General features: G+C 51.1%; 2 protein-coding genes (both only partly in view). Both read right to left on the bottom strand.

All coding sequences use genetic code 11. The annotated features are described in order from the left end of the window. Positions 1–5,013, bottom strand: partial view of an amino acid adenylation domain-containing protein gene (locus AAC855_RS05320; protein ID WP_340608594.1) — the 5' portion only. 1,719 nt of this gene lie to the left of the window's left edge; 5,013 of the gene's 6,732 nt are visible here — the first part of the coding sequence; the start codon lies at positions 5,011–5,013; its stop codon lies off the left edge, out of view. Then, a protein-coding gene (locus AAC855_RS05315; protein ID WP_340608593.1) for a non-ribosomal peptide synthetase crosses the window boundary here: on the bottom strand, positions 5,013–14,637 show its final stretch. Its footprint extends 13,304 nt past the window's final position; 9,625 of the gene's 22,929 nt are visible here — the last part of the coding sequence; the start codon falls outside the window, past its right edge; the stop codon is at positions 5,013–5,015. The genes AAC855_RS05320 and AAC855_RS05315 overlap by 1 nt, the downstream gene beginning before the upstream one ends.

Here is a 14,637-nt window from a genome sequence, read left to right as displayed (position 1 = left end):
CGGACGTACACCCAGTGCAATCAGATAATGGGCCAGACGGTTGGCGCGTTGGTTCAGTTCCTCATAGCTGATTGTCTGATCTTCATAAGTCAGCGCAACAGCATCAGGACGCTGTAATACCTGAGCCTCAAATAGCGGGTGGATCAACTTATCCTGCGGGAAGTCCGCCTGCCCGGTTTTACAACGGCTCGCGTTAAAATCCACCAACAGTTGTTGTCGCTCGGTTTCCGGCAGGATCGGCACATGCAGCACTAACTTCTGAGGATGATGCATCAGGGCATCAACTAAACCACAGAGGGCTGTTAGCAGATAGCGAGTCATCCGAACAGGATCGATACCTGCTACTGTGTGGGCGGACAGGCTGAAATCTGAGCCTAAATCATCTACCGATAAAGTAATGGGATAGTTAGTGCCTTCTTTAGCCGCGATAACACGCATACCTGACCAACTATTACGGGTGGTTTTTTCTTCACTGACCGGAGAGTGGCGATAATTAAGCAGGGTACTGAATAGCGGGATGGCGTGTTCTACACCGCTGCAACTTTGTGCCAGTGTTAACGGAGCCTGTTCATGTTCCAGCAGTGTGATTAAATCCTGATAAGTATCCTGTACCACAGTCTGTACACTGCGATCTGCAAGGGAAATCCGAATGGGTAGGGTGTTGATAAACATGCCCAGAATGTGGTCAGCCCCAGCGCCGCCTTGCAGACGGCCTGACAAAACAGACCCAAAAACCACATCATCGCGACTGCTGGTCTGTGCCAGTACCTGTGCCCATGCGACATGAAACAGGACACTCGGGCTGACTTTCAGTTGTCGTGCCAGCGCACGAAGAGAACCCGATAATTCAGGAGAAAGCGGAAGGTGTGCCTCAGTCACGGCGTTATTCTGTTCTGCTTCTGGGCTTTCATTATTCGGTATTGGATTTTCGTTATTAGATAGTGAAAGCACGCCAAATGGCGCAGTGGGTGTATCGATATCAGCCAGCCGGGAACGGAAATAATCTTCGTGTTCTGAAACAGGCACACTCAGCGTTCGGGCAATAAAATTGCGGTAAGGCAATACAGCGGGCAAGGCAATTCCCTGCTTTTGTAAGATAAGTGCAATTTCAGCGAAAATCCGTTCCAGTGTCACATGATCGCTGACCAGATGATGAAAACGTAATACCAGTAGCCATTCATTTTGTGCTGTATCATGAGCGATATCAGCCGTGAATAACGGAGCACGGGTCAGATCGATACGATGCTGGTGGGGGTCGGTGTGAGCCAGCAGTTGTACCTGAATATTATGTTCCGTATTTGGGGTGAAGACGTTAATCTCCAGTGATGCCTGTCGCCAGACGACCTGAACCGGATGTTCCAGCCCCTGCCAGAAAACACTGGTACGCAGGATATCGTGACGGTTGATAACCTGCTGTAAAGCAGATAAAAACGAGTCTAGGCGTTCACGGTTATCAAAAGCCAGTAAACTCTGTAACAGGTAGTTATCCCCCTGAGTCTGCATCAGATGGTGGAACAGAATGCCTTCCTGCAAGGGCGATAACGGATAAATATCCTGTACATTACCAGTACCACCGGACACAGTTCCGGCAATGGCATCAATCTGAGCCTGAGATAGTGTCACCAGTGGCAGCATCTCAGGAATAATCGCAGTGCAACCTTCAGGGATCAGGTTCTCAGGCACAACAAAAGCGTCAGCGTCACGGCGGAGGGCCTGCGCCATATCAGCGAGAACCGGCGTGGAGAATACGCTGCGGATATCAAGGCGCCAGCCAATGCGGCGTAGTTCTTCAATCAGGCTGACAATCATCAGTGAATGACCACCCAACTCAAAGAAATGATCATGACGACCGATTTTCTCCAGTCCTAGCAGTTGTTGCCAGATTTGCGCTAGCGCGATCTCTGTTTCGCCTGTCGGAGATTCATAGAGACGAGCCGCGAAAGCGGAGGCGTCTGGCGCAGGAAGCGCCTCACGGTCAATTTTTCCGTTAGCGGTCAGCGGGAAATGATCCAGCGTGATAAAAGCACTGGGCAGCATATAATCAGCAAGATGTCTGGCAAGCTGCTGACGTAATTCTGCCGGTTCCGGTATCATCCCCGGCTGAGGTTGTATATAGGCAATCAGCCGTTTCTGGCCTCCTGTTTTAGCACCTGTTTTTTCATCACCGGCTTCTTCACGGGCGAGAACCAGTGCTTTCTGCACACCATGACACTGGGAGAGGCGGCTTTCAATTTCCCCTAACTCAATGCGGAAACCACGTATTTTGACCTGAAAATCATTACGACCACAGTATTCAATATTGCCATCCGGCAGCCAGCGCCCCAGATCGCCGGTCTTATACATTCGTGCATCAGGCGCTGAGGAGAACGGGTCAGCCAGAAAGCGTTCAGCGGTGAGTTGAGGACGGTTAAGATAACCACGGGCAACTCCTTCACCGGCAATATAAATCTCGCCCGTTACCCCAAGAGGAACCGGTTGTTTGCCGGAATCAAGAATATAGATCTGTGTATTGGCAATCGGGCCACCAATGGGAATTTTTCTTTTATTTTCAGTATGGCTACTGCCGACAAAGGGGATTTCATAAGCGGTGGAAAAAGTAGTGACTTCCGTTGGCCCGTAGACATGCAGTAAATGTTGTGGCGGATGTGTAGCCCGTAACTGAATAGCAGAGCGGGTATCTGTTTGTTCGCCGCCAAACAGAACATAACGCAGGCCGGACAACATTGGGGCAATTAAGTCTGCATATTGGTTAAACAGGGCGGTAGTCAGAAATAAAGCAGTGACACCTTCTGATGACAGACACTGACCAAAACGGGTTGGTTGTAACAGCGTATTTTCGGGTATTAACAGAAGTCTGGCGCCATGTATCAGTGCAGACCAGACTTCCCAGGTTGCTGCATCAAATGAAATATTAGCGCAATGGGCAATACAGTCCTCAGGCGTAATATCGGCAAAGTTATTATTGATAATCAGGCGAAGCACATTGCGGTGCTCAACCATCACACCTTTAGGCTGGCCCGTTGAGCCTGACGTATAAATGATATAAGCCAGATGATGCGAGGTCAGACCGGATGTCTGAATACCCGGATTGTGAATGGGATAGGCTGCCAGAGGGGCTTCCTGCTCATTCAATAAATTATCCAGCAAAACCACCGGCACAAAGGTATCCAGTTTGTCGCACCATGCTGTCTGCGTCAGCAGAGCTACAGGTCTGGCATCCTCCAGCATATAGCTCAGCCGTTCAGCAGGATAATTAGGATCGAGCGGCACATAGGCACCACCCGCTTTGAGTATGGCGAGTAGACCGATTATCAGCTCCGGGCTGCGTTCAGCACAGATTGCAACCGGATCGTCCGGGCGTATACCCAGTGCCAGCAGGTGATGAGCCAGACGATTGGCATGACAGTTCAATTCAGCATAACTCAGCGTCTGCCCCTCGTAGCTTATGGCGATAGCATCGGGACGCTGTAACACTTGCGCTTCAACTAACGGGTGAATTAACGCATCTTGCGGGAACGCTGTCTGAGTGGCATTGAAATCCACTAATAATTGTTGCCGTTCTGAATTTGGCAACATCGGCAATGTGTTTACGGGTTGGCTATCGTCAATCACCATCGCGGTTAATACATGGATTAAATAACCCACCATACGCTCAACAGTTGAGTGATCGAACAGGTCGGCGGCATATTCTAAATCTCCGGCTAAACCTGTTCCGATTTCGTTCAGTGATAGGGTTAAATCAAAATGCGCACCCCGATGCTTCTGCTCAATTGGGGTAAGTTGCAATTCCGGTAGTGTGAACTCCTGAGCCGGCGTGTTATTTAAGGCCATCATCACCTGAAAAACCGGGCTGTAGCTGAGACTGCGCTCAGGTTGTAGAGCTTCTACCACCTGTTCAAAGGGCAGATCCTGATGGGCATAGGCCGCCAGTGATTGCTTGCGGATTTGAGTAAGGAGATCAGCCACACTCAGCGCGTTATTGAAGGTGACACGTAAAGCCAGCGTATTGACAAAGAAACCGATCAGCCCTTCAAGCTCACGGTGTGGACGGTTAGCGACAGGAGTGCCGATAACAACATCATCCTGTCCACTAAGGCGGCTCAGTACGATACTCCACGCAGTCAGCAGGGTCATAAACAACGTGCTGTTATGGCGCTTCCCCAGCACTTTTAGTGATGCCAGTAAAGAGGCATCAAGCTGAAAGGAGACTTTGCCACCGATATAACTCTGTACTGCCGGGCGTGGGCGATCAATGGGGAGTGTCAGCAGCGGTGGGGCATCCCTGAGTTGTTCACACCAGAAATTACGCTGTTTCGCGAGGCTATTTCCCTGCGCTTGTTCATGAAGCCAGATAGCATAGTCAGCATATTGAACGGGTAATGGAGGTAAAGAGATATCACGACCATCAAGGGCGGCGCGATAGAAGTCCCCTAACTCCCGTACCAACACACCGGTAGACCAGCCGTCGGTAATAATATGATGCAGGGTCAGTAATAAAATATGCTCTTTATCGCTGAGACGAAGCAGTTGGCCGCGAATCAGCCGTTCCTGCGTAAAATCGAACGGGGTTTGCGTTTCGGTATCAATAAATTCGGTAATGCGCTCGGTGTGCAGAGTAGGATCTGACTGGCTTAGATCATGATAAGACAGGGTACAGCCGATATCCGCCGGATCAATGTGTTGATAGGGCTTTCCTTCCACTGACATAAAACGGGTTCTCAGGCTTTCATGACGCTCAACCAGACGGTCGAGTGATGCGCTCAGTGCATAGCGGTCAAGCTGACCGCTGAGGCGAAGTATGATCGGCAGATGATAGGCCAGACTGGCAGCCGGTTCGAACTGGCAGAGAAACCATAGCCGCTGTTGAGCAAAGGATAATGGCAGTGGCTGGTTACGATCCGCAGGTTTTATCATTGACTGCTGCTGATAACCCCGTGCTTTCAGTTGCTCTTCAAGCCTTTTTTCCATAACAGCACGTTTCAGATCATCGAGATTCATAGTAGTCCTTGTCATTATTTGCTATCTCCACCGGTGTCTTTTTCACGGGTATCGTTTTCGCCTAAAATTGCCATTAACTCTTCGGCTGACATCGCATCAAGATCGCTTTGAATTGATTCAGTGTCGTTGTCGCCGATTGCACTCATTTGTGCCGCAAAGATGAGGTCTGCCTGTTCCATTAATTTGGGTGAAACAAACAGTGAGGTCAGAGGAACATTGACCATAAACTGATTTTTTATGCGGGTTATCAGCCGGACAACCATTAATGAATGACCGCCCAGTTCAAAGAAGCTGTCGTGACGACTAATGCGTGTCAGCCCTAGCAGCTCCTGCCAGATTTGCGCCAGTGCTGTTTCTATCCTGCCCTGTGGCGCTTCATATTCATGTGTCACCACCGCCGAGAGTTCAGGGGCCGGTAACGCCCGGCGATCCAATTTGCCATTCGGTGTGAGAGGGAAAGCGCTCAGCACAACATAGGCACTGGGCAGCATATATTCCGCCAGATGCTCTGCCAGTTGATGGCGCAGAACCGCCGGATCAAGTTCAATTCCACTCTGGGGCAGTAGATAAGCAACGAGGCGTTTATTTTCAGGCTCGTCTTCACGAAGGAGAACAACCGCTTCACGCACGCCGTAACACTGTTCAAGCCTTATTTCAATTTCACCCGGTTCAATACGGAAACCGCGCAGTTTGATTTGCGTATCGTTGCGGCCGAGGTATTCGATATTGCCATCGGGTAGCCAGCGTCCGAGATCACCGGTTCTGTACATACGTGCATCCGGCTCTGAGGAAAAAGGACAAGTCAGGAAACGTTCTTGAGTTAACTCAGGACGGTTCAGATAACCTCTGGCAACTCCCTGACCTGCGATATAAATTTCTCCGACCGCACCGAAAGGCGCTAGCTGCCCATATTCATCAAGAATATAGATCTGCGTGTTGGAAATCGGCCGGCCGATAGGAATGGAACGCGTCACATCAACCGGTGATGCGATGGTGTAGGTGGCGGCAAATGTTGTGGTTTCTGTCGGGCCATAGCCGTTGATTAATGCAGCAGGCTGCGGATCAGATAATATAACTTCCTGTATTCTCTGTGGGTCAAGGACATCGCCACCGACAATCAGGTAACGTAATTGTCCGAACAGCGGCCTGAGAGTATCGAGATATTCATTGAATAAGCCCGCAGTTAACCACAGCGCAGTCACCTGCGCTTTAATCAGTGAGTCACAGAACTGTGCCGGTTCAAGCAGTACGGACTGAGAAACAATATGCAGACGCCCGCCATTAAGCAGAGCTGACCAGATTTCCCATGTCGAGGCATCAAAAGCCGTATTGGCACAATGTGCAACACAGTCATCGGGACGAATGTCAGCGAAGCCGTTATCAATAATCAGGCGCAGTACATTACGATGCTCAACCATCACCCCTTTGGGAAGGCCGGTTGAACCGGAGGTATAGATCACATAGGCCAGATGGTGTGGCATCAGTCCCAATGCTTGAACATCCGGATTATGGGCTGGCTGCTCCGCCAGTAACGGTGCCTGAGTATCCAGTTCCACAATCGGGACAGATATCATCGATGCGGAGTGAAACAATTTTTCGGCTTGTGCTGCCTGAGTCAGTAAGACCACTGGGGATGAGTCTTCCAGCATGTAGGCCAGTCGTTCGGTCGGATAAGTCGGGTCCAGAGGGACATAACCCCCGCCGGCCTTGAGAATGGCGAGCAGGCTGATAATCAGCGCCGGGCTACGTTCGAGGCAGACGGCTATCCGATCATCCGGTTGCACTCCCTGCTTAATCAGATAATGAGCTAGCTGATTAGCGCGACAGTTCAGCTCGTGATAACTCAGTGTTTGTTCCGCAAATATAATGGCAGTAGCGTCTGGAGCACGGGCTGATTGTTCCTCAAACAACGTGTGTATCAAAATGTTGTTTGGAAATTCCACCTGATTAGCATTGAAATCGGTCAGTAACTGCTTGCGTTCTGTTGCAGGCAGGATTGAGATATCCCGTAGTAAATGTTGTGGGTTATGTGTCAGTGCATCAATCAGGCCATTTATTGCCGTGACCAGATAAGCGGTTATTCTGTCCGGGTCAATGCCGGTGATTGTTTGTGAAATTAGCCTGAATCCGGTGCCTAAATCGTCCACTGACAACGTGATTGGGTAGTTGGTGCGCTCTTCTGCGGTCAGAATGCGAATGCCCGTCCATACCGTGTCAACGGATTCAGCAGTCTGACTATGACGATAATTCAGCAGGGTACTGAACAACGGCATTGACTGTGGTACACCGCTGCATTGTTGTGCCAGCACCAGAGGTGCCTGCTCATGCTCCAGCAGCAACATTAAATTGTGGAAGGTATCCTGAATCGCTTCCTGAACGGTGCAATCACCGACAGAAACCCGCATTGGCAGCGTGTTGATAAACATTCCTAATACCTGCTCGGCACCTGCTCCTCCCTGAAGCCGCCCCAACAGGACGGAACCGAAAACCACATCATCACGACCGCTGGTTTTTGCCAGTACCTGCGCCCATGCCACATGGAACAGCACACTCGGACTGACCCCCAGATATCGCGCCTGAGCGCGGATCGCCGCTGCCAGCTCTGGAGCAATAGCGAGACAGGATTCAGCCACCCTTTCGCCGTCAGTCTGAACTTTCAGGATACCGAACGGTGCAGTTGGTTCGTCGATATCAGCAAGCCGGCTGCGGAAGTAAGCCTCGTGTTCCGATTCCGGCATGTGCAGTGTCCGGGCGATAAAATTGCGGTAGGGCAGAACAGCAGGCAGTATTTTCGTATTTCCTGTCAGGAACAGCGCAATCTCAGCAAAAATCAGTTCCAGCGTCATATGATCACTGACCAGATGATGGAAGCGCAGTGCCATCAGCCACTCGTTGTGTTCTGGATCGTGAACAATATCGGCGGTAAACAGTGGCGCACGATTCAGGTCGATACGGTATCGGCGTGGATCGGTGTGCTCTCTGAGTTGAGTGACAATATCGATTTCAGTGGCTGGCGTGAAAACATTGACACTCAGAGACGCCTGGCGCCAGACAATCTGAACCGGATTAGCCAGATCCTGCCAGTAGGCGGCGGTACGCAGAATATCATGGCGATCGATAACCTGTTGCAGTGCGGACAGAAACGCCTCAAGACGTTCGCGGGAATCAAAGGCGAGCAGGCTTTGCAGCAGGTAATTGTCACCTTGCGTCTGTAATAGATGATGGAACAGAATACCTTCCTGCAACGGTGACAGCGGGTAGATATCCTGTACATTGGCGGCTCCGCCGGGCACGGTAGCGACAATGGCATCTATTTCCGTCTGGGATAGCGCAACCAAAGGCAGCATGTCTGGTGTGATAAGCTGGCAATTTTCAGGAATGCCATTAACTGGCGCGATAAATATCTCGTCAGTATCACGCTGAAGAGCCTGTGCCATATCGGCAAGGACAGGAGAAATAAATACGCTGCGCACATCCAGTTGCCAGCCGATGAGACGTAACTCTTCGATCAGGCCGACAATCATCAGGGAATGCCCACCCAATTCAAAGAAATGATCGTGACGACCAACACGCTCCAGCTTTAACAGGCGTTGCCAGATGTGTGCCAGTGCGGTTTCTGTTTCACCCACTGGCGACACATAGCGATGTGATACTACGGCTGATGAATCAGGGGCAGGCAATGCCCGCTGGTCAAGTTTCCCATTGGCTGTCAACGGGAAAGCATCCAGTGTGACAAACGCACTGGGCAGCATATAGTCGGCAAGGTGTTGTGCCAGTTGCTGCCGCAATTCTGTCGGATTCAGTATGGCATCAGGCTGTGGCAGCAGATAGGCCACCAGCTGTTTTTGATGTGTTCCGTCTTCACGGGCGATCACGACAGCTTCACGGACTCCGGCGCACTGTTCAAGTCTGGCTTCAATTTCCCCCAGTTCAATGCGGAAACCGCGTATCTTGACCTGAAAATCATTACGGCCGAGATATTCGATATTGCCGTCAGGTAGCCAGCGCCCTAAATCACCGGTTTTATACATGCGTGTATCGGGTTTACCGGAGAAGGGATCAGACAGGAAACGCCCTGCGGTCAGCTCAGGGCGGTTCAGATAGCCACGGGCAACGCCTGCTCCTGCAATATAGAGTTCGCCTGTAACGCCCAGTGGCACAGGCTGACCATAAGCATCAAGAATATAGATGCGTAAATCATCCAGAGGCTGCCCAATCAGGCTACCACGTCTTGCATGGATGTCCGCTTCCGTCAGTTCACGATAGGTAGCATGTACGGTAATTTCCGTGATGCCATACATATTCACCAGACGGGTCTGCTTAGTCGGATTGCGTTCAACCCACGGGGCAAGGGTATGCAGCTCTAAGGCTTCGCCGCCGAATATGATACAGCGCAGCATGTGTGGTGGCAGGTCGTGCGAAGCCATATTCTGAGCCGCAATCAGTTGGCGGAAGGCGCTGGGTGTCTGGTTCAGAATAGTAACCTGCTCACGGCACAGTCGTTCATAGAACATCTGTGGTGAACGGGCGCATTCAGCCGGAATGACCACCAGCTTGCCGCCGTAAGCCAGCGCTCCCCACAATTCCCATACTGAGAAATCGAAGGCAAAGGAGTGGAACAGTGTCCAGACATCATGGCTGTCAAACCGGAACCGCGCTTGTGTCGCCGCCAGCAGGCGGGTGACATTGGCATGTTCAACCATCACCCCTTTGGGTTTGCCGGTCGAGCCGGAGGTATAAATTATATACGCCAGATGATGGGGTTTCAGCGCTGATTTTTGTACATCCGGGTTTTTGAATTGTGCCTGATCGGGTAATAAGTCACCGGATAATAAATCATCCAACATAACTATATCTAACATAACTACATCCAACATAACTACAGGCAGGGTACTGGTGAGTTTTTCGGCCAGTGTTGTCTGAGTCACTATGACCACCGGATCTGAATCCGCCAGCATATAGGCCAGTCTTTCGGCAGGATAAGCGGGGTCAAGCGGGATATAGGCGCCTCCGGCCTTGAGGATAGCCAACAGACCGACCACCATTTCCAGACTCCGCTCGACACAAATTGCTACCCGATCATCCGGACGTACACCCTGCGTAATCAGTTGATGAGCCAGATAATTGGCGCGTTGGTTTAGTTCATCATAGCTGAGGGTCTGCCCTTCAAATACCACGGCAATCGCATCAGGATTTTGCTCTGCCTGAGCCTCAAACAGTTGATGGAGTAATACATTATCGGGAAGAACATTCTGTGGGCAATCAGCCTGATGCGCATTGAAACCCATCAGTAATTGTTGCCGTTCTGATTGCGACAACATAGGCACAGTGGCAGCCAGTTGTGATTCATCTGACACCATTGCGTTCAGGATATTGGTGAGATAGCCCAACATGCGTTCAATGGTTGCAGCATCAAATAACGCACTGGCATAGGTCAGCTCGCCTGTCAGACCTGCATCGGTTTCAGTTAATGACAGGGTTAAATCGAAGTGGGCACTGTGGTGTATCGGTTCCATCACAGTGAATTGCAAATCCGGTAATGTCAGTGCCTGAGCGGGGGTGTTATTTAACGCCAGCATTACCTGAAAAATCGGGCTGTAACTCAGGCTGCGCTCAGGTTGTAACGCTTCCACTACCTGCTCGAAGGGCAGATCCTGATTGGCATAGGCTGCCAGTGTCTGTTCCCGGATCTGTCTGAACAAATCGACAACACTGACGGAATCATTCAGCCTGACACGCAGGGCCAGCGTATTCACAAAGAAGCCGATCAGCCCTTCCAGTTCACGATGCTGTCGGTTGGCAACCGGTGTACCGATGACAATATCGTCCTGCCCACTCAGCCGGGCCAGCACGATACTCCATGCTGTCAGCAGGGTCATAAACAGGGTGCTGTTATGACGCTGTCCGAGTGTTTTCAGCGAAGCCAGTAATTTCGCATTAAAGTGAACGGGGACTCTGCCTCCGGTAAAGGTCTGTGACGCGGGACGTGGCCGATCTGTCGGAAGTGTCAGCAGCGCAGGCGCATCGCGGAGCTGGTGACACCAGAACTCCCGTTGTTTGTTAAGCGTGGCTTCATGCAGATTGTCACGCTGCCAGACAGCATAATCGGCATACTGAATGGGTAGGGGCAGTAATGGGTTTGCCTGATTTTCAAGTGCTGCCCGATAGAGAACGCTCAGTTCACGCATCAGCACACCGACAGACCAGCCATCGGAAATAATATGGTGCTGGGTGATCAGTAATACATGTTCATCATCAGCCAGTTGCAGCAATTGGCCGCGGATCAGTGAGCCTTGAGTAAAATCAAACGGTATTCTGGTTTCGGTGGTAGCAAGTTCTGTCACTCGCTGGGTTTGCTCATCGGCAGTTAATGTGCGCAGATCCTGATAAACCAGCGCAAATCTGCTGTCAGCCGTTGTTATTTGCTGGTGAGGCTGGCCTGCTACCAGTACAAAACGGGTACGCAGGATCTCATGTCGGGCGACCAGATTGTCGAATGTTTGGCGCAGGGCATGGTGATTGAGTTGCCCGGTCAGACGCAATGCCAGTGGAATATGGTAAGCCAGACTGGCAGCCGGATCGAGTCGGTCTAAAAACCACAGGCGCTGCTGAGCAAAAGAAAGTGGCAGTGGCTGATTTCTGTCTGCTGGCGGAATTGTCATCTGCGTGGTTGTTGCAACATCAGTCAGAACCTGAGCCAGCTCCATCAGCCGTGGCTGATCAAACAACTGTTGTAGTGCTAATTCCCGTGCCAGCACCTGACGAATACGAGCTGTCAGCTGAACAGCCAGCAGTGAATGACCGCCCAGTTCAAAGAAATGGTCATGACGACCGACGCGTTCCAGCCCTAACAGATCTTGCCAGATCCGGGATAATGCAATTTCAATGTCACCGACAGGGGCTTCATACTCACGGGTTATCACTGCCGATGCGTCAGGAACGGGAAGCGCCTGACGATCCAGTTTGCCATTCGGGGTTAGCGGGAAACTATCCAGCATCACAAAAGCACTGGGCAGCATATAATCAGCGAGATGCTGAGTCAGTTGACGGCGTAATTCAGCGGGAACCAGTTCACTACCTTCTTCTGGTCGCAGATAAGCAACCAGTCGTTTCTGATCCGGTTCGTCTTCCCGGATAAGCACCACCGCTTCACGTACGCCATGACACTGTACCAGTCTGGCTTCGATTTCCCCCAGTTCGATACGAAAGCCTCGCAGTTTGATCTGAAAATCATTGCGACCGAGGTATTCGATATTGCCATCAGCCCGCCAGCGCCCCAAATCACCGGTTTTGTACATGCGCGCATTTGGCTTGGAAGAGAACGGATCGAGCAGGAAACGTTCCATTGTCAGTTCAGGGCGATTCAGATATCCCCGCGCTACACCGGCTCCGGCAATATAAATTTCACCGGAAACGCCGACAGGAACCGGATGGCCTTGTTTATCCAGAATATAGATTTGCCTGTTGGCAATAGGGCGACCAATCGGAATTTTGATTTCACCTGCATCGGCTTGCTCTGCCATAAGCGGAATTTCATAGGCGCTGGCAAATGTGGTGGTTTCTGTTGGCCCATAGACATGAAGTAAATGTTGTGGCGGATAGTCCGTTCTGAAACGAATAGCCGTTCGGGTATCTGTCTGTTCACCGCCGAACAGAAGGTAGCGCAAACCTGATAATGCAGGAGCAATCAGGCCGGCATACTGATTAAACAGCGCCGTAGTCAGGAACAAGGCACTGACTTTCTCCGATGACAGAGCATGACCAAACTGGTCAGGCTGCAACAGGGTTTTTTCCGGTATCAACAGAATACGCGCACCCTGTGCCAGAGCAGCCCAAACTTCCCATGTCGCCGCATCAAATGACACATTGGCACAATGGGCAATGCAGTCATCCGGCCCGATATCGGCAAAACCGTTATTGATAAGCAGGGAAACCACGTTCCGGTGTTCAACCATGACACCTTTCGGCTGACCGGTCGAACCGGAGGTATAAATAACATAGGCCAGATGGCGTGATGTCAGCCCTGAAGCCTGAATGTCAGGGTTATGGATGGGGAACGATGCGGCGCTGTCTGACTCATCGTCCAACAAGATAACAGGTAAGGTACTGTTCAGTTTTTCATGCCACTGAGATCGGGTCAGTAAGGCAACAGGTGCAGCATCCTCAAGCATAAAGCTAAGCCGCTCCGCCGGATAGTGAGGATCAAGTGGCAGATAAGCCCCACCGGCTTTGAGAATAGCAAGCAGCCCAATGACCATTTCCGGACTGCGTTCAATACAAATAGCGACCCGATCATCGGGGCGTATGCCGAGAGTCAGTAGGTGATAAGCCAGACGATTGGCGCGCTGGTTCAGTTCTCGATAGCTCAGTGACTGATTTTCATCGGTGACGGCAATAGCATCAGGGCGCTGTAATGCCTGAATTTCGATTAGCTGGTGGATCAGCATATTTTCCGGGAATACGCTTTGCGTTTCAGCAGAATTAAACTCCACCAACAGCCGTTGCCGCTCTGATCCCGATAAAATCGGAATATCCAGAATCGGTTGCTGAGGTTGATCAATTAAAGCTTTAATCAGCCCGTTAATCGCAGTTATCAGATAGCTTGTGACCTGATCAGGGGAAATGTCAGTAACAGTCAGCGCCGTGAGCTGAAAACCGTCACCTAAGTCATCCACGGACAGAGTAATCGGGTAGTTAGTCCGCTCTTCCGCTGCAACGACACGCATATCTGCCCAGAGGGTATCCATTTCAGTCTGAGTCATCTGGCTGTGGCGATAATTGAGCAAAGCACCGAACAGCGGCATCGGCTGGGCTACACCGCTGCACTGTTGCGCCAGTGTCAGCGGAGCCTGCTCATGCTCTAATAGTGCCGTCAGGCGATGATAGGTATCCAGCACGGTTTCCTGCACACGCCGGTCAGCCAGAGAAATGCGGATCGGGAGGGTATTAACAAACATCCCCAGTATTTGCTCTGCGCCGGTGATGCCCTGCAAGCGACCCAGCAGCACGGAGCCAAAAACCACATCATCACGACCGCTGGTGTGTGCCAGTACTTGTGCCCAGGCAACATGGAACAGAACACCGGGAGTAACGCCCAGACGACGAGCCTGAGAACGAATCGCGTTTGCCAGATCGTTATCCAGTAAAATACGGGATTTGGCGACGGAATTACTGTTATCCCGCAATTGAGGATGATCAGGTAAAGCGCTGTTCTTCGGCATTTTAAGCACATTAAAGGGTGCCGTAGGTTCGTCAATATCTGCCAGTTGCTCGCGGAAATAATCTTCGTGTACTGAAACCGGTACATTCAGCGTCTGGGCGATAAAATTGCGATAGGGCACTGAAACAGGCAGCGTATCTGCATTTCCCTGCCGTATGCGGGCAATTTCGGCGAAGATCAGATCGAGTGTCATATGGTCACTGACCAGATGATGGAAACGTAGTGCCAGTAACCACTCATTTTGTACCGTATCGTGTGCGATATCAGCCGTGAACAGGGGCGCATGAGTCAGGTCAATACGGTGCCAGCGCGGATCGGTGTGGGTACGTAATTGGGCCGATATATCGTCTTCTGTTTCCGGCGTAAATTCTTTGATGCATAACGCTGCCTGACGCCATACCACCTGAACGGGCTGTACC

Origin of the sequence: Xenorhabdus bharatensis (assembly GCF_037996705.1) — a bacterium.
GTDB lineage: Bacteria > Pseudomonadota > Gammaproteobacteria > Enterobacterales > Enterobacteriaceae > Xenorhabdus > Xenorhabdus bharatensis.
Note: the sequence above shows the minus strand (reverse complement) of the source record. Positions and strands in the feature narration are given on the sequence as shown.